This window comes from Streptomyces enissocaesilis (assembly GCF_039533765.1).
Taxonomy (GTDB): Bacteria; Actinomycetota; Actinomycetes; order Streptomycetales; family Streptomycetaceae; genus Streptomyces; species Streptomyces enissocaesilis.
On record NZ_BAAAUD010000001.1, the window covers coordinates 20,338 to 45,433 of the forward strand.

Sequence of the window (25,096 nt, forward strand, 5' to 3'; positions counted from 1 at the left end):
ACTTGCGCGGGCTCAAATCCCTTACCCCTCATGAGAGTTCACTTGAGGCTCACCTCTCGCGGAGGTTGCCTGCTCTACCCAGCGAGCCCTGGCGCGCAAACGTCACCCATGTGGGTGAAGTTGTGGCGCAGATCACTGAGGGGTTGAGGCGCTGAGGTGCTCCGGCGTGGTGGCGGGCGGCAGGGGAGGGGGAGTCCTGCCCCGCGCACTCCTCCGGGAGCGGCGGGGCAGGGGGCGCGTCCGGCTCCGCTACGGGGCCGGCGTCTCGCCGGTGTCGGGGGGTGCGGGGGGCGCGGGGGGCGTGGAAGGCGCGGAGGGGCCGGAGGGGGAGGTCGTCGCGGTCGCCGCGGTGCGGATGGCGGGCAGGTCGGCGTAGAGGTTGCTGCCGGGGCACTCGGTCGGATAGCCGTCCCGGTGCCCGGAGATCCGGTTCATGACGACCTTCTGGCCCAGCTTGTACTTGCCGTTGTCGGCACCGGCGGTCAGGGTCACGGTGCCGCTCGGGTCGTGCCCGTACAGGCCGAGCTTCCAGGCGGCGACCTTGGCGACGGACTCGCGGACGACGGGTGTGGTGGTCGCGGTGTTGTAGTCGCCGAGGACGGAGACGCTGCTCGTGCCGGTGTTGAAGCCGTAGGTGTGCGCGCCCTGGACGGGCTTGTCGACGCCGCCCGCGCGGCCCTCGAAGAGGGTGCCGCACTTGTCGACGAGGAAGTGGTAGCCGATGTCGTTCCAGCCCTGGCTCTTCACGTGATAGACGAAGAGGCCCCGGATGACCGAAGCGGACTCGGCGCAGGTGTAGTCGTTCGACCCGGCCGTGTGGTGGACGAAGACGGCCTCGGTGTCGCCCGTGTACGTCGGAGGGTTCGCCACCAGCGACTCGTCGGCGCCCCAGCCGGCCCGCGAGGTGATGGTCGGCTGTCCCGGTGCGGTGGGTGCCACGGTCGCGGTACGGGGGACGGGCGCCTCGGTGTCCCCGGGGTCGACCAGATCGACGCGCAGGCCGTCCGGCAGGCCCCGCTTGGCGGACACGCGCAGCTGTACGCCGTCGGAGGGGCCGGTCCACAGCGGCTGGGTCCCGGCGCGCAGGCCGGGCCCGGCGTGCTCGGGCCCGCTCTCCGGCGTACGCGCGTCCGTGTCGAGCGCGCGCCAGCCGGACCAGGCTCCCGTGCGGCTGTCCCGGGTGCGGACCTCGGCCGTACCGCCGAGCTCGGCGTAGGGGTCGTCCCAGGTGAGGCCGACCAGACTGAACGGAGGGGTGGTGTGCCGCGGGAGCGCGCGCACGGCCGGGTCGCCGCCGGCCGGGACGGCGAGGGTGTGCAGGACACCGGACGGCTCGGCGGTCTCGGCGGTCGTGACGGGGACGGGCGGGGTCGCGAAGGCGGCGGGGCCGGCGAGGGCGAGCGGGCCGACGGCGAGGGACGACGCGGCGAGCAGCACGGCGGTGCGGCCGAACGCCTTCGGCTTTCCTGCCGAAACCTCTTGGATTGTGGAAATGCCGTTTGTTCGCGTGGAATTCATCGGTGGTGGCACGGGGCTCCGTCTCTCACTCGGCAGACAACTCGGAACCGGGTGGTTATACACCGGGCGAGCGGTGCGTGCGAGCATGCGGAAGAAATAGGTTTATTCGAGTTGGTGGGGCCGTCGTCCTCGGTCTCTGTGCACGCCCGCGGCCGAGTTCCGTGGGTTTCCGCAGCAGCGGAATTCCGCGGCGTGGCTCATGTCGGCCGGGCGTCGGCGCGCGGGTGGGCCCGGGGGTGGTAACGGGCGCTCCCGCGCCCCAGATGTCGCGCCCCGCAAGGGGCGGGACCAGACTGGAAGGAGGCGGAGCCTCCCGGAACCTCCGCGCCGGATCCGCCGTGGAGGAGCCATGAAGTCGACCACGCGGAACGACACTCCTGTCGCGATCGAAGGCGGCGGGGTGGAGCTGCGTATGCAGGAAATCGGGGGCGACATGACGGTCGCTTTCGCGCGGTTTCCCCAGGGCACGGACATGAGGCCGCTCGCCGAGGGACTGCCCGGTGATCTGTGCCAGTGCCCGCATTGGGGTTACCTGTTCAAGGGCCGGTTGAAAATGCGGACCGAGGGCGGCGAAGAGATTTACGAGGCGGGGCAGGCTTTCTACTGGGCGCCCGGTCACGTCCCCGAAGCGCTCGAGGACTGCGAATATCTGGACTTCTCGCCGACGGAGGAGTTCAACGAGGTGATCGACCACCTCAAGTCGCAGATGTGAGTCCGTGCACCGTCCGGATCGCGTCCGTGAGCACGGGCGCGGGGCGTTTCGCCCGGTGACGTGGTCCCCGCCGGAGAGGTTCGCCGGCCGGTTCGAGCCGGGCCGGGCGCGGGAACTGTGACGTTTCCGTGGCTCCGGGCGCAGAACAAGAGGGGGGCATGGGCACGGTGACCAGTGCCGAGTCGGCACGAAGAGGGACGTGTGGCCAGGGGCGGGGAGCGGCGTCGTACACAGGAGTGCGACGCGGAGTTGGGCGCTGCCGTCGAGCGGGCCCAGCAGGGGGACGAGGACGGGTTCGCGGTGGCTTACCGCCTCGTGCACCCGGGGCTGCTCGGATACGTACGGGGGCTGGTCGGGGAGGACGCCGAGGACGTGACGTCCGAGGCGTGGCTGGAGATCGCGCGCGATCTGGGGCGGTTCCGCGGCGACGGGGCGGGATTCCGCGGCTGGGCGGCGACGATCGCCCGTCACCGCGCACTTGATCACTTGCGCAGGCTGAAGCGAAGGCCGCGTACGTCGCTGCTGGAACAGGACGTACTGGAGCTGCCCGCCGGCCAGGACACCGCCGACGACGCGCTCGAAGCACTGTCGACCGGGCGGGCGCTGGAAATGATCGCCACGCTGCCGCGCGAGCAGGCGGAGGCGGTGCTGCTGCGGGTGGTCGTCGGGCTCGACGGCCCGGCGGCGGCCCGGGTGCTGGGCAAGCGCAGCGGATCCGTGCGGACGTCCGCGTACCGCGGGCTGAAGCGGCTGGCCGAGCAGCTGGCGACGGACGGCGGCCGGGCGGGCGCTGTGACGTCTGCGGCGCCGCGCACGCTGAAGGATGAGACATGAGACGGGTATGGGAACAGGCGAGGGCCCGGCGGCGGGCCGAGACTGCCGAGACTGGGACCGGGGAACGGGAAGCGGCGCGCGAGGAGCCGGGCACGCCGGAGGTCGAGGCGCTGCTGGCCGCCGTACGCCGTCCCGCGCCTCGCCGTGGTGAGGAGAGCGCGCAGGCGGCGCTCGCCGCGTACCGGGAGGCACGCGACTCCGGCGTGCACGCCCTCCCGGGGCGCTGGTGGCGGGCGCGCGGGCGTGACGACTGGCGGCCGTCCCGGCGGCGGCGCGGTGCGCTGCCGGTCAGGGCGGCGTTCGCCTCGGCCGCGGCGACGGTGACGCTGGGCGGGATGGCGCTGGCGGCCGGCACGGGGGCGATCCCGGCGCCGTTCGGGAACGGCGGCGGCAGCGGCGGCAGCGCTTCGGGCGGCGGGACCGGCGCCGGAACGGCGGGGACCTACAGCAGCGCGCCGACGGCGCCCGGCGCGGAGCGGGGGAGTGCGGGGGAACCGGCGGGAGGCACGGCGCGCCGCCCTTCGGCCGACATCACCCGCCCGGCGCCCGCGCGCCCGCCCCGGACCCGGGACGACGTGGAGTACTGCGCCGCGTATCCGGCGTCCGACGGGCGTGGGACGGCCTCCCGCCGCGGCGCGCCTTCAGAGCGGCCGGCGGCAGCCGCCGGGCAGTCGGTGGAGGCGTACTGCGAAGACCTGGTGAAGGCCGGAAAGCGGCCGGGGCCGGAACCGGTGGGCAAGAGCTCCTCGAAGGCTTCGAAGGCGCCGAAATCACCGAAATCACCGAAACCGCCGAAATCACCGAAACCGGCGAAGGCATCGAAGCCGTCGAAGGCGGCCGGGGTGCCGAGGACCCCTCAACCCCCGGCGCAGCCGGCCGGTGGCGCCCCGGGCCCCGCGAAGCCTGCGAAACCCTCACATTCCGTGAAGCCCGTGAAGCCCGAAAAGGCAGTGAAATCCAAGGACAAGGGCGAGGTCAAGGGCAAGAGCACGGGCGGCGACGGCCACCGGAGCGGTAACGGCGCCCAACGCAACGGCGAGAGCGGCCCCCGCAAGCGGTGAGCGGTCCGGTGGACGGCCCGGCGGGGTCCGGTGAGCGGCGCCCGCGTGCGGTCCGCCGCCCCGCGTCCCGAGCCCCGGGAGGGCGAAGTGGGGCCGCCGCCGGTCCCGGAAGGACGGCCGGGGCCGCCACCCCCCACAGGAGAGGCCCCGGCCGCCGTCCGCGGACCATGCGGCGGCCCGTACTTCTCTCAGCGCCATGCATGCGTTTTCTGTCACACCGCTCTCTGTCAGCGCCTCGTCGCACGGTGTGCAGGTCGTGGACGCGACCCCGTGCGACGTCGTAGCGTGCTGACTCGCGCTGGGCTGCGCGGCAGCGGTGACCAGCCGCGACTCGGGACAGGTTGAGGGAGTGCTGGGGGACGACGCGGAGCTGACCGCCGCGGTGCTCGCGGCACAGGACGGGGACGAGGACGCTTTCCGGACTGTGTACCGCGCCGTGCACCCGCGGCTGTTGGGCTACATACGGACGCTGGTGGGCGACCCGGAGGCAGAGGACGTCGCCTCCGAGTCGTGGCTCCAGATAGCCCGCGACCTCGACAGGTTCAGCGGAGACGCCGACCGGTTCAGGGGCTGGGCGGCGCGCATAGCGCGCAACCGCGCCCTGGACCACATCCGGATGCGCGGCAGGCGCCCCGCCATCGGCGGCGACGAGACCGAACTCGCCACGAAGCCCGGCGCCTGCGACACCGCCGACGAGGCGATGGAAGCCCTTGCCACCGGCGACGCTCTCGCCCTCATCGCCCAGCTTCCCCAGGACCAGGCCGAGGCCGTCGTCCTGCGCGTGGTCGTCGGGCTCGACGCGAAGAGCGCGGCCCAGACCCTGGGCAAGCGCCCCGGCGCGGTACGGACCGCCGCACACCGGGGGCTGAAGCGGCTGGCCGAGCTGCTGAACGCCGCGGACGGCGGCAGCGGCGACAGCGAGAGTGGTGGCAGTGGTGAGGACCGTGAAGACAGCAGCGGTACGGTTGCGGGTCCGGTCGGCGTACGGCCGGAACTCGGCGCCGTACCGCCCCAGCGGCGCCCGCGACCGGGTCGGGTGACGTCCGCCGGTGTGACGCATACGTGCGTGCGGACGCAGAAGGACATGTGATGGCCGACGAGCGGTACGAGTGGCTCGACAAGGGCGCGGCGGAGCGACTGCTGCGCGGAGAACCCGTCGGGCCCGTCGGCGACCACGCACGCGCCCAGGCCGAGCGCCTCTCCGCCGCCCTGGACGCGGTGGCCCGCGCCGGCGGTCCCGAGAGCGGTGAACTCCCGGGCGAGGCAGCCGCGTTGGCGGCGTTCCGCAAGGCCAGGGCGGCGTCCCCCGAAGTCTTCTCCACGGTACGCGGCGGTCGCAGGGCGCCCGCCCCCGTGCGCTGGGGGCGTCCCGTGCGCGTCGGGCTGGCCGGGGCGCTCGCCGGCGTCGCGCTCGGCGGCGTCGCGGTGGCGGCGGGCACCGGCGTACTGCCGGGCCCCTTCGGGCGTGACACCGATCCGGCGCCCGCGTCCTCCGTGTCCACGGCCGCGACACCGCACCCGGCCTCCCCCGGGACCGCCGACGACGAACCGGGTACCTCCGGCGAGCCCGCGCCGGGCGCCACCGGCACCCCCGGCGGCGCGGACGGGACGCCCGGCAGTGGGACCGGCGACGCGGAGCGGGACGGCAACGGGGAAAGCGGCGGTACGCACGACTCCTCTCCCGGGCCGGACACCGGCACCCCCACCGGCCCGGGCCCGGCCGACGCAGGCGCACCGGGAACAGGTGAAAGCTCCGATCCCGCTTCCCGTCCCGGCTCCGGTCCCGGTTCCGGCGACTGGTACCGCAAGACGGCCAAGGCCTGCCAGGACTACCGCAGCGGCGACCTCGCCCCCGACCGCGCGCGGCGCCTGGAGGCGGCGGCCAAGGGGGCCGACCGGGTGGAGCGGTTCTGCGACCGCCTGCTGAAGGGCGCCGGCGGAGGGGCCGGAGGCGAGGCCGCCGGTGCGGGCGGAACCGAGGGCAGGGACGGCGACGGCGTGGGCGAGGGCCACGGCGACGGAGGTTCCGGCGGTGACACGAACGGAGGTTCCGGCGGTGACACGAACGGCGGTTCCGCCGGTGACACGAACGGCGGGACCGGCGGGAACGGCGGAACCGGCGGCCGCAGCGTCGACGGCGGCCAAGGAGCCCCCGACGGAATCCGCCGCTCCGTTCCGCAGCTCTCCGTCACCCGGCCGGCGTCCCCGGCGCTCACCTCGTCCGTCATCGCAGCCCTCTCGTCGAAACTGCTCTGACCTGCGGTTTCGCGGACTCGCTCACAGTGGTGTGACGTTTTTCCGCCCCGTGACGCAGTAGAGAGTGAGCCGACTGGTCATCGGCAGCGCGACGAGCCGGGGTTCCCCCCGTACCTACGGCTCCGCGCAACAGGCGCGGGCGGGACACGTTCCCCCGGTCCCGTCCGCGCCCCTTCTTCTTCCCCCGCCGCTACCAGTGGACGACGACCTTGTCGCCGTTGCGGACCTGCGCGAACAGGCTTGCGATCTTCGCCTCGTCCCGGACGTTGACGCAGCCGTGCGAGGCGCCGCTGTAGCCGCGGGCCGCGAAGTCCGACGAGTAGTGGACGGCCTGACCGCCGCTGAAGAACAGGGCGTACGGCATGGGGCTGTCGTACAGCGTCGAGACGTGGTGCCGGGACTTCCAGTACACCTCGAACGTCCCCTCACGGGTGGGCGTGTACTCCGAGCCGAACCGCACGTCCATCACGGAGACTGCCCGCCCCTCGACCATCCAGGAAAGGGTCCGGCTGGTCTTGCTGATGCACAGGACCCGGCCCTTCATGCAGCGCGGGTCGGGCTTCGCGACCGGGTCGGCGGCCGGCGGGTGCAGCTCGGCGCGCGTCGGCTCCCTGGTCATCCCGAGGAGCCTGTCCCAGGTGACGGTGTCGGTCGTGCCCGTGCGGGGCAGGCCGCGCCTGTCCTGGAAGGACGAGACGGCGGCGGCGGTGACCGGGCCGTAGTGGCCGGTGGGGGCGCGGTCGAAGTGGGCGATCTGGCGGAGCCTGGCCTGGAGTTCGCGCACCCGGCCGCCTCCGGATCCGCGCGCCATGAGGACCTCGGGCGCCGGCGGTTCCGCTTCCGGCCGGGGCTCGGGTGTCCCGGTCCCGGCCCCGGGCGCCGTCGGCCCGGCGGCCGGTTCCTCCGGCTTCGTCGGCGTCGGCTCCGGCGTCGGTGTCCTCGGCTTCGTCGGCGTCGTGTCGGGCGAAGGCTTCGCCGAAGGCGCGTTGGCGGCCTCGAACGCGGGAGCCGCCGACCTCGGCGCCCCGCCGGCCGCCCCTCCGCCCGCCGCCGGACCCGCCCCCGCCCCGTTCGTCTGCGCCGTGCATCCCGCCGTCACCACCACTACGACGGCGGTCGCCGCCAGTGCCACCGCTCTGCGCACGGCCCTGTCGTTCCGCTGCTTCTCGTCCATCCCCGCCCCCCGGGCATCTCGTAGGTCCCCAGGGAGTGTTTCCCGGTCTGCCCGGTCGCGAAAGCCCCCGCATCATGGAAGCAGCGACGCGGAGCGACGTTGTGAGCAAGGTCCCAGCCTGCGGCCCTCCACCCGCCGCACGCCCACCGCTACAGTCCGTCGCGAGGGTCGGTTCATTACCAGCCAGTACGTTCAGCGGGAGGCACAGCAGATGGCGCGCGAGTCGGAGTCGGGACTGCCTATTGAGCCGGTGTACGGACCGGACGCCCTGGAGGGCTGGGACCCCCGAGAGAAGCTGGGCGAGCCCGGTGCGTACCCCTTCACGCGCGGTGTGTACCCCTCGATGTACACGGGCCGCCCGTGGACCATGCGCCAGTACGCGGGCTTCGGCACGGCCACCGAGTCCAACGCCCGCTACAAGCAGCTGATCGCCAACGGCACGATGGGCCTGTCGGTCGCCTTCGACCTGCCGACCCAGATGGGCCACGACTCCGACGCGGCGATCGCGAGCGGCGAGGTCGGCAAGGTGGGCGTGGCGATCGACTCGATCGACGACATGCGGGTCCTGTTCGGCGGCATCCCGCTGGACAAGGTCTCGACGTCGATGACGATCAACGCGCCCGCCGCGCTGCTCCTGCTGATGTACCAGCTGGTGGGCGAGGAGCAGGGCGTACCGGCCGACAAGCTGACCGGCACGATCCAGAACGACGTCCTCAAGGAGTACATCGCGCGCGGGACGTACATCTTCCCGCCCAAGCCGTCCCTGCGCCTGATCGCGGACATCTTCAAGTACTGCAAGGCCGAGATCCCGAAGTGGAACACGATCTCGATCTCCGGCTACCACATGGCGGAGGCCGGTGCCTCGCCCGCGCAGGAGATCGCGTTCACGCTCGCCGACGGCATCGAGTACGTCCGCACCGCCGTCGCGGCCGGCATGGACGTCGACGACTTCGCCCCCCGCCTCTCCTTCTTCTTCGTCTCGCGCACCACCATCCTCGAAGAGGTCGCCAAGTTCCGCGCCGCGCGCCGCATCTGGGCGAAGGTCATGCGCGAGGAGTTCGGCGCGAAGAACCCCAAGTCGCTGATGCTGCGCTTCCACACGCAGACGGCGGGCGTGCAGCTCACCGCGCAGCAGCCCGAGGTCAACCTGGTGCGCGTCGCCGTCCAGGGCCTGGCCGCCGTCCTCGGCGGAACCCAGTCCCTGCACACCAACTCCTTCGACGAGGCGATCGCCCTCCCCACCGACAAGTCCGCCCGCCTGGCCCTGCGCACGCAGCAGGTCCTCGCGTACGAGACGGACGTCACGGCCACCGTCGACCCCTTCGCCGGCTCGTACGTCATCGAGAAGATGACGGACGAGGTCGAGGCCGCCGCCCTCGAACTGATGGCGAAGGTCGAGGACATGGGCGGCGCGGTCAGCGCGATCGAGCGCGGCTTCCAGAAGAACGAGATCGAGCGCAGCGCGTACCGCATCGCGCTGGAGACGGACGGCGGCGAGCGCGTCGTGGTCGGCGTGAACCGTTTCCAGCTGGAGGAGGAGGAGCCGTACGAGCCGCTGCGCGTCGACCCCGCGATCGAGGCCCAGCAGGCGGAGCGGCTGGCGAAGCTGCGCGCGGAGCGCGACCAGGCGGCGGTGGACGCGGCGCTGGTGGAGCTGAAGAAGGCGGCGGAGGGCACGGACAACGTCCTGTACCCGATGAAGGACGCGCTGCGGGCGCGGGCGACGGTGGGGGAGGTCTGCAACGCGCTGCGGGAGGTGTGGGGGGCGTACGTCCCCACCGACGCGTTCTGAGCGCACCGGATCTGTGGTCACCCGGTCAAGTGATCGGGGGCGGAGTGTCGGCGCCCCCGGTTACTCTCGGTGGAGAGTGATCCCGACAAGGAGGATGCCGTGGCTGTCATGCAACACGAGCTGACGTTGGGCGAAGCCGCCGACCTGCTCTCCCGTGCACTGCCCGGGCACCGCGTGGAGATCCTCCAGGGGAGGCTCATCGTGACACCGCCGCCGGACGGCTCGCATGCACTGTCGTTGACCTGGCTGGTCGTGGCGTTCGACCGTGCCGGGGCGAGGCAGACCGGGCTCAGGTACGTCCAGGGCATCGGCCTGTGGCTGCCCGGCCTGCCCGACGACTACGCGATCCCCGACTTCTCCGTGGTCGACGAGGACTTCCGGGACGCCCTCGTCCAGAAGAACTGCTACGCCCCGGACGTCTTCCGCCTGGTCGTCGAGGTGACCTCCTCGAACTGGACCGACGACCTCGGGACCAAGGTCGAGAGCTACGCCGAGGCCGGGGTCCCGGTCTACATCGTGGCCGACCGCAAGCACGGCGAAGTGCTGCTCCACAGCGATCCGGTGAACGGCAAGTATCCGGCGCCGCAGCGGTACGAGCGGGGGTCCTCGGTCCCCGTCCCCGCCTGTGTCGGCGTCACCCTCGAACTGCCCGTGGACACCCTCCTCGACGGCGACTGACCGGCTCCGAAATGCCCCGGCCGAGTGTCGTACCCCTGTGCCACACTCGGCCCATGCTGGGTGTCACCGACCTTCCGACCTACCTCGCCGGCCTCGTGCTGGCCATTCTGCTGCCGGGGCCGAATTCGCTGTACGTGCTGTCCGTCGCCGCCCGGCGCGGCGTGCGGAACGGGTACGCGGCGGCCGCCGGGGTGTTCTGCGGGGACTCGGTGCTCATGACGCTGTCCGCCGCCGGGGCCGCCTCGCTGCTCCAGGCGAACGCGCTGCTGTTCGGGATCGTGAAGTACCTGGGCGCGGGCTATCTGACCTGGCTGGCGATCGGGATGATCCGCGCGGCCTGGTCGATGTGGCGTACCCGCCACGAGCGCACGGACGACGCCGGGACCGCGGCCGTCGAGGCGGCTCCGACCGCCGAGCGCCCCTTCCGCCGGGCCCTCGCGATCAGCCTGCTCAACCCGAAGACGATCCTCTTCTCCCTCTCCTTCTTCGTGCAGTTCGTCGACCCGGCGTACGCCCACCCCGCGCTCTCGTTCGTCCTGCTGGGGTCCCTCGCCCAGCTCGCGAGCGTGCTCTACCTCTCCGCCCTGATCTTCGGCGGCACCCACCTGGCCGCCGCCTTCCGCCGCCGCAGGCGCCTGTCGGCGGGTGCCACCTCGGCGGCGGGAGTCCTGTTCCTGGGCTTCGCGGCGAAGCTGTCGCTCAGCAGCGTCTGATCGACGCGGAGTCCTACGCTGGGCGCCATGTCGTTCCAGGTGCCGATGAGCGACGTGTTGCGTTCCGCGGTGGGTACGCCCGCCGAGGCCACTGTTCTGGAGAGCGGTCCGCGCTCGCGGGTGTGGCGGGTCGATCTGCGCGGGGGCGACCGGGTGGTCGTCAAGCAGATCGCCGACGTGGGCGAGACGAGGACCGGGCCAGGGCCAGGGCCCGGGGCCGGGTCGGGGTCCGGGACCGGGTCGGGGTCCGGTGCGAGGTCCGCGGGCGACGAGGACGCGCGGTACGCCCGTGAGGTCGCCGCGCTGCGCCTTGCCGCACGGGCCGCCCGGCCCGCCCGCGCTGCTCGCGGTCGACCCGACGGCCCCGGCACTGAGGCTCCGCCGGCTTCCGCCGCGCACACCCGGCCGGGCGCTGTCCGCCAGGGCCCGGCCGGGCACGGCGAGCAATTTGCCGTGCGGACGAGGGGAGTTCACCCGGGAGTCGTGCTGGATTCCTAGGGTGACGCGGACCCGCGACCTGTCAGCGGGGCGGAAAGACCTTGGAGCATCATGACGAAGGCCCGCAACCGATGGCCGAGACCGCGTGACGGGGAGAACCCCGCCACCGCGCCCGACGGCCACGTGTCACCCCATGCGTCGCCCGTGGGAATCACCCCGACCGGACTGGACGAGTGCCTGCGCGCGTGCGCCGTGCACAGCGGCAAGCTGGTCGCCGGACTCGACCGCAGGCGCACGGAACTCGCCGAGAGGCTGCGGCAACTGCTCGCCGTGCAGGCCATGGCGCAGGCGCCGGCGCCGGCGCCGTCCGCCTCCGGTGCCACCGCCCTGATCCGGCGCGCCGCCAAAGGCACGGCCGGCCCCGCCGACACGCTGGGCGCCGAGCTGCTCGACGCGCTGCTCGCCGTCGGCAGCAAGGCGCTGGAGTGCGGTTACGACGACGAGCTGAGACTGGCCCTGCTCATCAGCGACACCGTCCTGACCCTGCGCAGGAACTCCCGGGCCGGCTGGCGGCTGCGCGCCCGGACGCTGGAGGCCGTCGGGGACGAGGCCGCCACCGTCGAGGCGTACGAGCGCTACCTCGCGCTGACGGACGACGACGGCTTCGGGGTGGCCCCCAAGATCGCCGGCATGCGGGAGGGCGGGCGGCGGCAGGACGAGCTGCTGCGGTTGCTGGAGCGCCAGTGCCCCGGGGCCGCGGCGTACTCCGCCGGACCGGCCACCGACGTCTGGGCCGAGGGTCTCGCGCTGCACGCGCGCGGGAACCGGGAGGAGGCCGAACCGCGCCTGGTCGGCGCGTTGCTCGCGATGGAGCACGACGGCAGCCCGGTGCAGGACATCCAGGCGGCCGTGAGCCAGTACCTCGACCTGCGGGTCACCGCGAACGGCGGCGAGGCGGCGGAGCTGAGCGAGCTGATCACGCTCTACGCCGAGCAGCGCCGGAACCGGATGCGCGGGCCGGTCGCCGACCCCACCTTCGGCGGCGTCGACTGGATCACCCTGGGCGAGTTCCGCAACCAGATCGCGGGCAGGTCCATCTGCCTGATAGCCAACTCCCAGCGCGTCGGGCGCGGTTCGCTGGGAGCGGAGATCGACGCGTACGACCTCGTCGTGCGCTTCAACTCGTACAGGATCGACGCGGCCGCGACCGGCAGCCGCACCGACATCCACGCCACCATCCACAAGCACGGCTTCAACTGGGACCGGCCCGTGACGACCAGGCTCGTCTTCGGCGGGGTGTCCGGCGACTGGAAGCACTCGCTGCGCAACCGGCTCGTGCCGGGCGCCCAGAAGTACCTCGGCGACGAGTCGCTGCGCTGGCCGCTGCGCAACGTCGGCAGGGTCGGAACGGACGTGTGGTCGTCCATCCCCACCAGCGGCTTCAACATGCTGTGGCTGCTGGACTTCCTCGACGTCAGCCCGACGCTCGACCTCATCGGCTTCGACTTCTACGAGAGCGGCGCCTACCGCCTCCAGGAGGCGATGCGGATGCCCATCACCTCCGTGCACGAATACACCAGCGAAAAGGCGTGGGTCATGGAACGTGCCCAGAGCGTCAGCGACATGAGGATCTCCCTGCGATGACATCCCCCGCCCCCACCCCCACTCTCACCGGCAAGCGCCGCATCGCCTTCGCCAGCTTCGTCGACGAGAACTACCTGCCCGGCTTCCTCGCACTGCTGCGCAGCCTCGCCCTGTCCAACCCCGGCCTGTGCGAGGACTTCATCGTCCTGCACGACGACCTGAAGCCCTCCTCCGTCGCCCGCATCCACGCCCTGCACCCGCGCGTCGAGCTGCGCCGCGTCGACGCCGCCCGCTACGACACGTACGCCAAGGGCGACCAGGACAACTACCTGGTCCGCAAGGCGTACTTCATCCTCGACGTCTTCCGCATCCGCGACTACGACACCGTGATCACCCTGGACACCGACATGGTGGTCCTCGGCGACCTGGGCGAGCTGCTGAAGCTGCGCGAAGGGCTGGCCGCCGTACCGCAGTTCTTCTACGGGCAGCACAAGCTCAACAGCGGTCTGCTCGTCATCCAGCGCGAATACCTCAGTGACGAGTTCTGCGCGCGCATCGACGCCACCGGCCGCAGCGGCGCGTACGAGCTCGACAAGCACGACCAGGGCATCCTCAACGCCGTGCTCGACGGGGACTTCGTCCAGCTCGACGCCCGTTACAACTTCGTCAAGCGGCGGCTGTCCGGCGACCTCCCGGTGCCCGACGACACCGTGGTCCTGCACTTCACCGGGCGGCACAAGCCCTGGCAGGGCGGTGAGGCGGGGTACGGGAAGGCGGAGGAGCGCTGGCGCGAGTTCGAGCTGTCCGACGCGCAGTTCCACGCCGCCTTCCTGGCGCAGTCCAAGGGCGCGCACCACGACCTGCTCGTCCACTTCGGCACCCCGCACGTCCGGCGCACCGGCGACGTGGAGAGCGCCCGCAAGGTCGCCGCCGCCCACATCGCGGCGGGCGAGTACCAGGAGGCGGTGGACCTGCTCGGGGGCGTCCGCATCCCGCTGGACTCGGCCTGGCCGCACGAGGTGCTGGGCCACGCCCTGATGAGCGTGTCCCGTTACGACGAGGCCCGGGCGCAGCTGCTGCTGGCCACGGCCGCCCCGAACCGGGCCGCCACCGCCTTCGGGCGGCTCGCCCAGATCGCCTGGATCCACGGCGACGACGACGCGGCGCAGCGGTACGCGCTGGACGGGCTCAGGGTCGACCCGACCCACCGGGCGAGCCGGCTGATGCAGCGGCGTACGGAAAATCCGCAGGCTCCGCAGGAGGGGGTGGCGGCCGAGCAGCTCGCGCACGTCGCCTTCTACATGGAGCGCCAGGGCAACGCGGGCGACAAGCTGCTGCCCGAGAGCGTACGGCTGGCCTTCGACGCCGACCCCGGCCCCCGGCGCTGGCACTCCGTCCACGCCCACCGGCTCTTCGACGAGGCCGCCCTGGAGCGCGTCAACGCCCGGCGCGGACTGGTCGTCGGCGGCGGCGGGCTGTTCATCCCGGACACCGCGCCCAACGGCAACAGCGCCTGGCAGTGGAACGTCCCCGACGCGCTGCTGAACCGTATCGACGTCCCCGTCATGGTGTACGCCGTCGGCTTCAACGCCTTCGACGGCCAGTCCTACCGGGCCGGGCGCTTCAACACCGCCCTGCGCACCCTCGTCGAGCGGGCCTCCTTCTTCGGACTCCGCAACCACGGCTCGATCGAGAAGGTGCGCGCGCTGCTCCCCGCCGGGCTGCACGACAAGGTGCGCTTCCAGCCCTGCCCGACGACCGTCACCCGGCAGCTCGTCGACGGCTGGACCGACCCGCCGCACCGCGAGGACACGATCCTCGTCAACGCGGCGTACGACAGGGCCGGCCTGCGCTTCGGGCACGACTACGGCCACTTCCTCGCCGAGATGGCGAAGGCCGTGCGCGCGCTCGGCGCCCACGCCGGGGTGAAGTGCGTGGCGCACTCGCTCGACGACGAGAAGATCGCCTTCGACCTGCGGCGCGAGCACGGCGTCTCGCTGCCCGTGATCCCGATGTACGACTTCGGCAACGACGCGATCAGGGACACGTACGCCCGCACCAAGCTGGTGATCGGGATGCGCGGCCACGCGGGGATGATCCCGTTCGGCTGCGGTACGCCGATCATCAGCCTGATCTCGCACCCGAAGATGGCGTACTTCCTGTCCGACATCGACCGGCCCGAGTGGGGCATCTCCGTACACGACAAGAACCTCGGGGCGGTCCTCACCGAGCGGGCGCTGGGCCTGCTCGACGACCACGCGGCGTCGGTGGCCGACGTGCACGGACGGCAGCAGGAGCTGTGGAAGGTGACCGAGGCGAACGCCGCGGACCTGCGGGTGGTCCTGGGGCGCCGACCGGCTCCCTGAGGGCGGACGGAAGGGGGGCCACCGACCGGTGGCCCCCCCCTTCCGTCCGTCAGCCGGTCGCGGCCCTCCGCAGCGCGGCCCGCTTCAGCGACCGCGCCCTGCGCACCACGCGCCGCAGCGCCGCGTTGCGCGGGATGAAGGCGAACTGCTTGGGGATCGCGCCCGGCAGCGCGAGCGTGGTCAGCCGGCGGCGCTTGAAGTAGCGCCAGGTGCCGCCCCCGAGATGCTGGGCGAGGAAGCGCTCGGCCGCCGGCCGCAGGTCCGCGCGGATCTGCGGCTGCATCGCGAAGCCGACCGCCTCGAGCAGGCCCGCCAGGTCGGGCGGGCCGGTGTGCGCGCCGTCCTCCGCCAGACCGGGGACCAGCGCGTCGACGATCGTGACCGGCACGCGGTTGCTGTTCTGGTACGGCGAGAGGCGTTCCAGGAGCAGGTCCGTGCCGGTACGGGCCACCGGGACCGCGTAGAACGTGCTCGCCGTCAGCAGTGCCGTCGAGAAGCACCCGACCACCAGCGCGGGACGGAAGCGCTGGTACACCACCTCGGCCAGCACCGGACTGTCCAGGACGGTCAGTTCGACGCCCAGCGTCCCCGCCTCGCGCTCCAGCAGGCGCGACCAGCGGGCCGGCGCCGTGGGGTGCGGCTTGAAGACGATCTGCCGGTGGCCCCGGTCGACGGCCCCGCGCAACATCGCCACATGGAGGTCCTCCTCCTCCTCCGCGGTGAGGATCGAGAGCGCGGACAGGTACTGGCCGAGGAGGAGCGCCGAACCGACGGGGAGCGACAACTCCTCTTCCCCGTCGGACAGTTCGCCGAGCACCTTCAGGAAGGACTCCGTCGGTACGACCTCCGGCGGTACGCCGAACTCCCCGAGCAGCAGCGGGGTCAGGCCCGGCACCAGGTCCAGGTGGAGCAGGCGGCGTACGCGCGTGCCGACCAGCGGGTCGATCTTGTTGCGGGTCGGGCCGTAGCTCATCAGCCCGTCGGCGTACACCTCGACGGGCGCGTCCGTGAACAGCTGGGTGAGCGCCAGCGCCGGATTGACCTGGATGGACTCGACGACCAGCTCCACCGTGTCGTCGCCGAGGTCCCACAGCAGCCTCAAGTGGCGTTCCCACAACGGGATGTCGTCGGTGCGCGGCGACCAGGCGCCGGGGTGGAAGGGCGCGAGGGCCTCGTTCCAGGACAGCACCCGGTCGAAGCGGTTCCGCAGCCGCTCGAAGCCCGGCATCTCGTCGAGGGGGGGCGTCGTCTCGGGGGTGGTGGCGTTGTTGCTGACGAGGAGCAGGCGCCGGCCGGCCGGCGCGAAGCAGTCGCTGTCGACGGCGGCGGCGAGCGTCGCGGCGCCGTACAGCGTGGAGGCGAGGAAGATCTGCGTCGTGGCCATCAGGCAGCGGCCTCCGACGAGCCCTGCGCGGCCGGTGCGGTCCGCGCGCCCGCGGGACGGCGCTGGAGGCGGCGCAGCCGTACGGAGCGCTCGGTGTCCATCGAGTCCAGCGCGTCCTTCAGGACGTCCTGCGGCATCCGCCTGAGGGCCGCCGCACTCATCGTCCGCAATTTCCGCGCCACGGCCGGTTCGAACCTCTCGATGCTTCCCAGGTGGTGGGAGATGATGGCGCAGTACGTGCGTACCGCCTTCGGCAGCAGCCGGTCCGCGTCGCGGTCCGCCGCCGTTTCCCCGACGACCTGGTCGAAGGCCCGGACGAAGTCGAGCTGCCGTACGTCACCGATCTGCGTGAGCGACGACGCGACGCCCCGCCGGTAGAAGACGCCCAGCATGCCGAGGACGGCGAAGCTCCCGGCCTCCCGGTGCAGCCGCCAGATCCACGGCCGGTCCTCGGCCGTGCGCAGGCCGTCGGTGAAGTGCAGCAGCCCCCGGTCGGCGAGCCTGCGGTGGTACATGCCGGCCCAGGCGTACGCGTAGTCGACGGAGGTGGAGCGGGTGGCGGGCAGGATCGCCTCGCGCGGCGACATGGCGACGCCGCGCCGGCCGTGCGGGACGCGGTGGACCGTACGCGTACGCCCCGTGCACTGCACGTGGTCGGTGCGGACGAAGTCGCAGCCCAGCTCCTCCATGGCGGCGAGCAGGCGCGCGTAGTGGCCGGGGGCCAGCCAGTCGTCGCCGTCGAGGAAGGTCAGGTACTCGCCGCGCGCCGCGTCGAGACCGGTGTTGCGGGCGGTGGCCAGGCCGCCGTTGCGTTCGTGTCTGACCAGGACCGCCCCCGGGAGCTCGCGCTCGGCACGCCGGAGGATCTCCGGCGTGCCGTCGGTCGAACAGTCGTCGACGAGGATGAATTCGAAGTCCTCGCGGGCGTTCGCGCGCAGGCTTCGAAGGGTGTCTGGGGCGTATGTCTGCACGTTGAAGAACGGCACGACGACAGAGAGCTTGACCACCCCCGCGACGCTAGGGCGCACTGCGGCATTCGCCGCGACCCCCACGGGGATGGCGGGTGAACGAAGAATGGCGGAATGGTTAACCTGCCTGTTTTCCGGGCGCCGACGCCGACCGTCGATGTGCTGTTAACCGTTTGTTGCGGCTGAGTTGGGCCGTCAATCGGAATGCCTCCCTAGTTTCGTCGATGTGCCAGCAAGTACCAGCAAAGCCCTGCGGATCGCCGTGATCGCCGATTCCGACACGCGATGGAAATGGGGGGCGCTCACCGCCCGCCGCATCGCACCGGAAGCCGGAGTCAGCGGATTCCTGCTGCGCGGCCGGGCCACCCCCACCCCCCGTCAGCTCGCCGAGGTCGGCGTGGAGGCCGGGGGCGTGCGGGAGGTGACCGCCGCCGAATTCATCGCCGAGGTCGAGCACGAGGCGTACGACGTCGTCCTGCTCGCCCTCGTCGGCGGCGCCGTGCAGGCGATGCTGCACGGCCTGGCGCCGCTGTGGCCGGGCACCGGCCGCCGGCCCGTCATCGGCACCGGTTACGTCGGCGTCGTCTACGAGAAGCTCGCCGACGGACTGCTGCTGCGCCACGGCGCCGACATCGTCCTCGCCAACTCCCGCCACGACGCGGAGCGTTTCCGCGCGGTGTACGAGGGCGTGGGTGCCGACGCCTCGGCCGTCACGGAGGCCGCGCTGCCCTTCCTGGGCGGCGACCGCCACACCGGTACGGACACCCGCACCGTCGTCTTCGCCGCCCAGCCCTCCGTCCCGCAGTCCCGCGCCGACCGCGCCTACCTGCTGCGCCGCCTCGTCCAGCACGCCCGTCTGCACCCCGGCCGCGAGGTCCTCCTCAAGCTCCGCAGCAGGCCGGGCGAGCACACCACGCACATCGAGGAACTGCCCTACCAGAAGCTCGCGGCCCGCGTCGAAGGCGGGACACCCCCCAACTTCCGCCTCGTGTACGGGCACATGGGCGAGGTCCTGGACCGCGCCGACCTCCTCGTCACGGTCAGCTCGACCGCCGCCCTGGAGTCCCTGCACCGCCGCATCCCGACCGCCGTCCTCACCGACCTGGGCGTGCGCGAGGTCCTCGGCAACCACCACTTCCTCGGCTCCGGCTGCCTCGCCTCCTGGGACCAGCTCGACGCCGGCCACCGGCCGCGGGCCGACGAGGAGTGGCTCGGGCGCCAGGGAGTGGCCGCGGACGGCTCGTACGAGACGGCCTTCGACGCCGTACGCGAACGGGTCGCCGCGCTCCTGGAGCGCCCCGGCCTCCCGCCGGTCGCCCCCTACTACACCTCCGCCACCGCGCCGGGCTACCTCCCCGGCATCCTCGCCCGCCACCGCCTCGACGGCACGCACACCACCGCCGACGTCACCGGCGTACGCCGCGTCCTGCGCGACGCCGTGCGCGAGGCGGCGCGCGGGGCCTATCGCCACGGGGTGCAGCGCGTGGCGCCCGTCATCCGCCGCATGGGAGAACTGTGAACAGCCAGCCCGAGCCCCAGACCGACGCGGCACGGCCCGGACGCCGCGTCCTCGCCGTGATCCCCGCCCGCGGCGGATCCAAGGGCGTACCGGCGAAGAACCTCGCCCCCGTCGGCGGAGTGCCGCTCGTGGCGCGCGCCGTCCGGGCGTGCCGGGGCGCCGCTCACGTCACGGACGTGGTCGTCTCCACGGACGACCCCGCCATCGCGGCGGCGGCGCGCGGCGCGGGCGCCGAGGTGGTGCCGCGTCCGGCCGGCATCGCGGGGGACACGGCGACCAGCGAGGCGGCCGTGCTGCACGCCCTGGACGCCCACGAGGCGCTGCACGGCGCGGTGGTGGACGTGGTGCTGCTGGTGCAGTGCACGAGCCCGTTCCTGACCAGCGAGGACGTCGACGGCGTCTGTGCCGCGGTCGTCGGGGACGGCGCGGACACGGCCCACACGGTGGCCCCCTTCCACGGCTTCGTCTGGCGCGAGTCCGCCGAGTCCGCCGCGCAGGGTGTCAACCACGACAAGAGCTTCCGCCCCCGCCGGCAGGACCGTCCGAGGGACTTCCTGGAGACGGGCGCGGCGTACGCCATGGACGCGGCCGGATTCCGCAAGGCCGGGCACCGCTTCTTCGGGCGCACCGCACTCGTCGTCACGGACCCGGCCCGCGTCCTGGAGATCGACGACCCGCACGACCTGGCCCGCGCCCGCGCCCTCGCGCCGCTCCTCGACCCGCGGGAGACACCGGGCGCCCTCCCCACCCGCGACGACATCGACGCCGTCGTCATCGACTTCGACGGCACCCAGACCGACGACCGGGTGCTGATCGACTCCGAAGGGCGCGAACTCGTCGCCGTGCACCGCGGCGACGGGCTCGGCATCGCAGCCCTGCGCAGGGCGGGACTCAAGCTGCTGATCCTGTCCACGGAACAGAACGCGGTCGTCGCCGCACGGGCCCGCAAGCTGCGCATCCCCGTGCTCCACGGCATCGACCGCAAGGACCTCGCCCTCAAGCAGTGGTGCGAGGAGCAGGGCGTGGCACCCGAGCGGGTGCTCTACGCCGGCAACGACGTCAACGACCTGTCCTGCCTGGCCCTCGTGGGCTGGCCGGTGGCGGTCGCCAACGCCCACGACACGGTGCGCGCGGCGGCGCGCGCCGTGACGACGATCCCGGGCGGCGAGGGCGCGATCCGCGAGATCGCCGCCTGGGTCCTCGGCCCGTCACTCACCACCGACACCGACACCCCCGCCCTCACCCCGTAACCCACCCCCCCCGTAAGGAAAAGATCCACATGAGCACCAGCTCCCGCCTCCGCACCCTCGGCTCCAAGACCGCGGGTCCGGGCCACCCCGTCTACGTCACCGGCGAGATCGGCATCAACCACAACGGCGACATCGAGAACGCCTTCGCGCTCATCGACGCCGCCGCCGACGCCGGCTGCGACGCGGTCAAGTTCCAGAAGCGGACCCCGGAGATCTGCACCCCGCGCGACCAGTGGGACATCGAGCGCGACACCCCGTGGGGCCGGATGACCTACATCGACTACCGCCACCGCGTCGAGTTCGGCGAGGACGAGTACCGCGCCATCGACGAGCACTGCAGGAAGCGCGGCATCGACTGGTTCGCCTCCCCGTGGGACACCGAGGCCGTCGCCTTCCTGGAGAAGTTCGACGTACCGGCCCACAAGGTCGCCTCCGCGTCCCTCACGGACGACGAGCTGCTGCGCGCGCTGCGCGCCACCGGCCGCACGGTCATCCTCTCCACCGGCATGTCGACGCCGCGCCAGATCCGCCACGCCGTGGAGGTGCTGGGCAGCGACAACATCCTGCTCTGCCACGCCACCTCGACGTACCCGGCCAAGGCCGAGGAGCTCAACCTGCGCGTGATCAACACGCTCCAGGCGGAGTACCCCAACGTCCCGATCGGCTACAGCGGCCACGAGACCGGCCTCCAGACGACGCTGGCCGCCGTCGCCCTCGGCGCCGCGTTCGTCGAGCGCCACATCACCCTCGACCGCGCCATGTGGGGCTCCGACCAGGCCGCCTCCGTCGAGCCCGGCGGCCTGTCCCGCCTGGTCCGCGACATCCGCACCATCGAGGCCTCCCTCGGCGACGGCGTCAAGAAGGTGTACGAGTCCGAGCTCGGTCCGATGAAGAAGCTGCGCCGGGTCGCGGGCGTCGTCGCCGAGGGCGCCGACCGCGAGTCCGTCGCGGTCTGACGGACCGAGGTCGAAGTCGCCGTGAACGGCACCCCCGGCCCCCCCGCCACCGAGGTCTCCGAGGCGTCCCGCGCCTCCGAGACCTCCCAAGCCCCCGAAGCCTCCGACGCCTCCGGGACCCTCGCCTTCGTCGAGAGCCCGGTCCAGCTCCTGAACGTCCTGGAGTGGGCCCACACGCAGGCGGATCCCCGGGCACCGGCGCGGCGGCACGACCTCACGGTCGTCGTCCTGTCGCCCACCGACCCCATGACCCGCGGCCAGCTGCGGCGCATGGCGGAGCTCGCCCGCCACGAAGGCATGCGGGTGCGGTGGGAGGAGGCCCGTGGCGGGGCGGGGGCGCCGTTCCAGACCATCGGCGGCCTGGCGTCCGCCCTGCGCCGGGCGCGCCGCGTCGTCATCGGCGACCCGTTCTCGCGGTACGTACAGCTGCTGCTGATGATCACGCGCGCCCGGGACCTGGTCGTCGTCGACGACGGCACGGCCACCATGGAGTTCATCGCCCAGCTCACCGGCGCCGAGCGCCTGGAGCGCTGGCACCGGCGCGGCGGCCGCCGGGCGGCGCGCGACGTCGTCTTCGGGCCGGTCTCGGCGTCGGCGCGCCGCCGCCTCACCCCGTCGCCCACCCGCACCGTCGAGGTCTTCACCTCGATGCCGGTGGAGCGGGCCCCGGGGATCACCGTCACCGCCAACGACTTCGGCTGGACCCGGACCCGCTTCGGGCCGCCCCGGGTCTCGCGCGGGGCGGACCTGGTCGGCACCTCGCTGGTCGAGACGGGCGTCGTCGACCCCGACCGGTACGTCGAGGCGGTCACCACCCTGGCCCGCACCCACGGCGCCACCCGCTACTTCGCCCACCGCCGCGAGAGCACCGACAAGCTGCACCGCCTCGCCGTCGAGACGGGCCTGGAGATCGTCCGCCCCGACCTGCCGCTGGAGCTCATCGCCCGGCGCGGCCCGATCGGCCGTACGATCCTCAGCTTCCCCTCGACCGTCGTGCACACCCTCCCCCTCGCGCTGGCGGGCACGGGCGTACGGGTCGCGGTCTGCGACGTGAACCCGCAGTGGCTGCGGGACACGGCCTCACCCCGCGCCCAGGGCTTCCTGTCGGGCGTCACCACCACGGCCCGCGACGTCCAGCGGCTCCCGGCCCTGGGCTGAATGTCCGGCGGATGTCTGCTTCGCCACATATGTGACCTCGCACACGAAGGAGCGGGTCCGGCGCGCGGGTCGCGGGTCGCGGGACGGCCTCGACACGAGGGTAAAACACCAGCTCGACGGCGCAATGAGAGCGGCGCAGCTTACCCACCCCGGTAGGCTCCCATGCACCGCGCGACCGCTTTTCTTTCCCCTATGCGACTGAAGTTTTGTAGATCACTGGTCACGCACCCCCCTGAGGCGCCTACCCTTTCAGGGATGAGCCAGCTGATCTGCGAGTCCGAAGAAGCAGCACTGCCCGGGATGGTCCCGCTCCCCGGCGCGCTGCCCGAGAGCCTGCGTCTTGAGCTGATCGCCTTCCGCCGCGACCTGCACATGCACCCCGAGCTCGGCAATCAGGAGTTCCGCACCACCGCCGCGATCAAGACCCGCCTGGAGCAGGCAGGTCTGGCGCCGCGCGTGCTGCCCTCGGGGACCGGGCTCATCTGCGACATCGGCACGGAGCCGGCCGGCGCCGCCGGCCGCGACGGCGTACGCCCGATCCTGGCCCTGCGCGCCGACATCGACGCGCTGCCCATCCCGGACACCAAGACGGACGTCCCGTACCGCTCCACCGTCCCCGACCGCGCGCACGCCTGCGGCCACGACGTGCACACCACGGTGGTGCTCGGCGCCGGTCTGGTCCTCGCCGACCTGGCCCGCCAGGGCCTGCTGGCGCAGCCGGTGCGGCTGATCTTCCAGCCCGCCGAGGAGATGATGCCCGGCGGCGCGCTCGGCGTGATCGAGGCCGGCGGTCTCGACGACGTCGGCAGGATCATCGCGGTGCACTGCGACCCCAAGGTCGACGCGGGCCGCATCGGCCTGCGCACCGGCCCGATCACCTCGGCCTGCGACCGGATCGAGATCTCGCTGGACGGCCCCGGCGGCCACACCGCCCGCCCGCACCTCACCACCGACCTGGTCACGGCCGTCGCCCGGGTCGCCACCGACGTCCCGGCGCTGGTCGCCCGCCGCGTCGACGCGCGCGCGGGACTCGCGGTGACCTGGGGCCGCATCGAGTCCGGCCACGCCTGCAACGTCATCCCGCAGCGCGCCGTGCTCGCCGGCACCGTCCGCTGCCTGGACCTCGGCGCCTGGCACGAGGCCCCGGACCTGATCCACGCCGCGATCGACGAGATCGCGACCCTGCACGGCGCCAAGTCGGAGATCAACTACGTCCGCGGCGTCCCGCCGGTCGTGAACGAGCACGCCGTCACCGAGCTGCTCACCGACGCGATGGCCGCCAGGCGCGGACTGCACGCGATCGAGGACACCGAGCAGAGCCTCGGCGGCGAGGACTTCTCCTGGTACCTGGAGCGGGTCCCGGGCGCGATGGCCCGCCTGGGCGTGCGCACCCCGGGCGACACCGCCCGTCACGACCTGCACCGCGGTGACTTCGACGTGGACGAGGCCGCGATCGAGGTCGGCGTCGAGCTCTTCACCGCCGCCGCGCTGCTCGAAGGACACCGTTCGTAACCAGCCACGGCGCCTTTCGTTCACGACGATCCGATAACAGCTGTCGTACGGTCGCTTATCCGGCATCTACGCGCGTTACGATCGCCGCGAAACCAGCGCCGGCAGAGGCGCTTCGGTCAGGTCGAAGGAGCCCTCCCTTGCGCCGCGTAACCAGGATTGCCACGGTGGCCATCGCGTCCACCGCCCTCGCACTGTCCGCCACCGCGTGTGGCAAGACGTCGGACTCCGGTTCCGGCTCGAAGGAAGCCAGCGCCGCCATCGCGTACGACATCGGCGGCCGCGGCGACCAGTCCTTCAACGACGCCGCGTACGCCGGCCTGGAAAAGGCCGAGAAGGACCTCGACATCAAGGGCAACGACCAGGAGCCCTCCGAGGGCGAGTCGGACGCCGACAAGGTCCAGCGCCTCACCGAGCTGGCCCGCACCGGCAACAACCCGGTGATCGGCGTCGGCTTCGCCTACGCGCCGGCCATCAAGAAGGTCGCGCCGAAGTTCCCGAAGACCACCTTCGGCATCATCGACGACACCTCGGTGACCGGCAAGAACATCGCGAACCTGGTCTTCAACGAGGAGCAGGGCTCGTACCTCGCCGGCGTCGCCGCCGCCAAGGCCACCAAGACCAACAAGGTCGGCTTCATCGGTGGTGTCGAGGTCCCGCTGATCAAGAAGTTCGAGGCGGGCTTCGCCCAGGGCGTCAAGGACACCAACCCCCAGGTCGAGGTGCTCGAGCAGTACCTGACCCAGCCGCCGAACTTCGACGGCTTCGCCAAGCCCGACCTCGGCAAGGCCGCCGCCCAGGGCCAGCTCGACAAGGGCGCCGACGTGATCTACCACGCCGCCGGTCTCGCGGGCTCCGGCGCGATCGAGGCCGCCGCCAACAAGGGCAAGTGGGCCATCGGCGTCGACTCGGACCAGTACAAGCAGCCCGGTCTGGCGAAGTACAAGGACAAGATCCTCACTTCGGTGACCAAGGACGTCTCCGACTCGGTCTACAACCTGATCAAGTCGGTCAAGGACGGCAAGCCGCAGTCCGGTGAGGTCCGTTACGGCCTCGCGGAGGACGGGGTCGGCCTGTCCGACTCCAACCCGGCCTACCGGAAGATGACGGACCTCATCGCCGCCGTCGACAAGGCGAAGGCCGACATCGTCGCCGGCAAGATCAAGGTCAAGACCGCGCCGTAGGGCCACCGGCCACGACGTGAGGCCCGGGGGACCGGGGAGGCG

General features: G+C 72.4%; 21 protein-coding genes. 17 read left to right on the forward strand and 4 right to left on the reverse strand.

The features are described 5' to 3' along the window. Window positions 1-249: 249 nt before the first annotated feature. Complete coding sequence (locus ABD374_RS00120) at window positions 250-1,518, reverse strand: N-acetylmuramoyl-L-alanine amidase (protein ID WP_344488602.1); 1,269 nt, start codon at window positions 1,516-1,518, stop codon at window positions 250-252. Between the two features lie 349 nt (window positions 1,519-1,867). Between ABD374_RS00120 and ABD374_RS00125 the strand changes: the two genes are divergently transcribed. From ABD374_RS00125 to ABD374_RS00145, 5 genes are all read left to right on the forward strand, one after another. Further along, complete coding sequence (locus ABD374_RS00125) at window positions 1,868-2,230, forward strand: cupin domain-containing protein (RefSeq protein ID WP_344488605.1); 363 nt, start codon at window positions 1,868-1,870, stop codon at window positions 2,228-2,230. A 201-nt stretch (window positions 2,231-2,431) separates the two neighbouring features. Further along, window positions 2,432-3,064, forward strand: a complete 633-nt coding sequence (locus ABD374_RS00130) for an RNA polymerase sigma factor (RefSeq protein ID WP_344488608.1) — start codon at window positions 2,432-2,434, stop codon at window positions 3,062-3,064. Beyond that, window positions 3,061-4,125 carry a hypothetical protein gene (locus tag ABD374_RS00135; RefSeq protein ID WP_344488611.1) on the forward strand — a complete coding sequence of 355 codons (1,065 nt, stop codon included), beginning with the start codon at window positions 3,061-3,063 and terminating at the stop codon, window positions 4,123-4,125. Before ABD374_RS00130 ends, ABD374_RS00135 begins: the two co-directional genes overlap by 4 nt. A 349-nt stretch (window positions 4,126-4,474) precedes the next feature. Next, window positions 4,475-5,215, forward strand: a complete 741-nt coding sequence (locus ABD374_RS00140; protein ID WP_344488614.1) for an RNA polymerase sigma factor — start codon at window positions 4,475-4,477, stop codon at window positions 5,213-5,215. Further along, complete coding sequence (locus ABD374_RS00145; protein ID WP_344488617.1) at window positions 5,215-6,381, forward strand: hypothetical protein; 1,167 nt, start codon at window positions 5,215-5,217, stop codon at window positions 6,379-6,381. The genes ABD374_RS00140 and ABD374_RS00145 overlap by 1 nt, the downstream gene beginning before the upstream one ends. Window positions 6,382-6,571: 190 nt before the next feature. On the opposite strand, the gene ABD374_RS00150 is transcribed toward ABD374_RS00145, so the two are convergent. Further along, entirely contained in the window at window positions 6,572-7,555 is a 984-nt protein-coding gene (locus ABD374_RS00150) for a L,D-transpeptidase family protein (RefSeq protein ID WP_344488620.1), read from the reverse strand. A 211-nt stretch (window positions 7,556-7,766) separates the two neighbouring features. On the opposite strand from ABD374_RS00150, the gene ABD374_RS00155 reads away from it, so the two are divergent. The 6 genes from ABD374_RS00155 (at window position 7,767) to ABD374_RS00180 (ending at window position 15,126) form a co-directional block, all read left to right on the forward strand. Further along, the gene (locus tag ABD374_RS00155) at window positions 7,767-9,347 is read left to right on the forward strand and encodes an acyl-CoA mutase large subunit family protein (RefSeq protein WP_344488623.1); all 1,581 of its coding nucleotides are present in this window, start codon (window positions 7,767-7,769) and stop codon (window positions 9,345-9,347) included. Window positions 9,348-9,446: 99 nt separating this feature from the next. Further along, window positions 9,447-10,025, forward strand: a complete 579-nt coding sequence (locus ABD374_RS00160) for a Uma2 family endonuclease (protein ID WP_425577079.1) — start codon at window positions 9,447-9,449, stop codon at window positions 10,023-10,025. 53 nt (window positions 10,026-10,078) lie between these two features. After that, window positions 10,079-10,738: a leucine efflux protein LeuE gene (gene leuE, locus ABD374_RS00165; RefSeq protein WP_344488626.1), complete on the forward strand. Its 660-nt coding sequence runs from the start codon at window positions 10,079-10,081 to the stop codon at window positions 10,736-10,738. A 27-nt stretch (window positions 10,739-10,765) separates the two neighbouring features. Beyond that, complete coding sequence (locus ABD374_RS00170) at window positions 10,766-11,236, forward strand: hypothetical protein (RefSeq protein WP_344488629.1); 471 nt, start codon at window positions 10,766-10,768, stop codon at window positions 11,234-11,236. Between the two features lie 144 nt (window positions 11,237-11,380). Beyond that, on the forward strand, window positions 11,381-12,820 hold the full coding sequence (locus tag ABD374_RS00175) for a hypothetical protein (RefSeq protein ID WP_344488632.1): 1,440 nt from the start codon (window positions 11,381-11,383) through the stop codon (window positions 12,818-12,820). Next, window positions 12,817-15,126: a glycosyltransferase gene (locus ABD374_RS00180; RefSeq protein WP_344488635.1), complete on the forward strand. Its 2,310-nt coding sequence runs from the start codon at window positions 12,817-12,819 to the stop codon at window positions 15,124-15,126. The genes ABD374_RS00175 and ABD374_RS00180 overlap by 4 nt, the downstream gene beginning before the upstream one ends. Before the next feature lie 49 nt (window positions 15,127-15,175). Here ABD374_RS00180 and ABD374_RS00185 read toward each other — a convergent pair whose 3' ends face one another. Further along, window positions 15,176-16,510, reverse strand: coding sequence for an alpha-2,8-polysialyltransferase family protein (locus ABD374_RS00185; RefSeq protein ID WP_344488638.1), 1,335 nt, complete (start codon window positions 16,508-16,510; stop codon window positions 15,176-15,178). After that, on the reverse strand, window positions 16,510-17,517 hold the full coding sequence (locus ABD374_RS00190; protein WP_344488641.1) for a glycosyltransferase family 2 protein: 1,008 nt from the start codon (window positions 17,515-17,517) through the stop codon (window positions 16,510-16,512). The genes ABD374_RS00185 and ABD374_RS00190 overlap by 1 nt, the downstream gene beginning before the upstream one ends. A gap of 187 nt (window positions 17,518-17,704) precedes the next feature. On the opposite strand from ABD374_RS00190, the gene ABD374_RS00195 reads away from it, so the two are divergent. The 6 genes from ABD374_RS00195 (at window position 17,705) to ABD374_RS00220 (ending at window position 25,054) form a co-directional block, all read left to right on the forward strand. Next, window positions 17,705-18,997: a DUF6716 putative glycosyltransferase gene (locus ABD374_RS00195; protein WP_344488644.1), complete on the forward strand. Its 1,293-nt coding sequence runs from the start codon at window positions 17,705-17,707 to the stop codon at window positions 18,995-18,997. Further along, on the forward strand, window positions 18,994-20,247 hold the full coding sequence (locus ABD374_RS00200; protein WP_344488647.1) for a cytidylyltransferase domain-containing protein: 1,254 nt from the start codon (window positions 18,994-18,996) through the stop codon (window positions 20,245-20,247). Before ABD374_RS00195 ends, ABD374_RS00200 begins: the two co-directional genes overlap by 4 nt. A gap of 29 nt (window positions 20,248-20,276) precedes the next feature. After that, window positions 20,277-21,203, forward strand: coding sequence for an N-acetylneuraminate synthase family protein (locus ABD374_RS00205; RefSeq protein ID WP_344488650.1), 927 nt, complete (start codon window positions 20,277-20,279; stop codon window positions 21,201-21,203). Between the two features lie 21 nt (window positions 21,204-21,224). Further along, window positions 21,225-22,361 carry a hypothetical protein gene (locus tag ABD374_RS00210; RefSeq protein WP_344488653.1) on the forward strand — a complete coding sequence of 379 codons (1,137 nt, stop codon included), beginning with the start codon at window positions 21,225-21,227 and terminating at the stop codon, window positions 22,359-22,361. Window positions 22,362-22,616: 255 nt separating this feature from the next. Next, window positions 22,617-23,873: an amidohydrolase gene (locus ABD374_RS00215; RefSeq protein WP_344488656.1), complete on the forward strand. Its 1,257-nt coding sequence runs from the start codon at window positions 22,617-22,619 to the stop codon at window positions 23,871-23,873. A 137-nt stretch (window positions 23,874-24,010) separates the two neighbouring features. Then, entirely contained in the window at window positions 24,011-25,054 is a 1,044-nt protein-coding gene (locus tag ABD374_RS00220) for a BMP family lipoprotein (RefSeq protein ID WP_344488659.1), read from the forward strand. The last annotated feature ends 42 nt before the right edge of the window (window positions 25,055-25,096 follow it).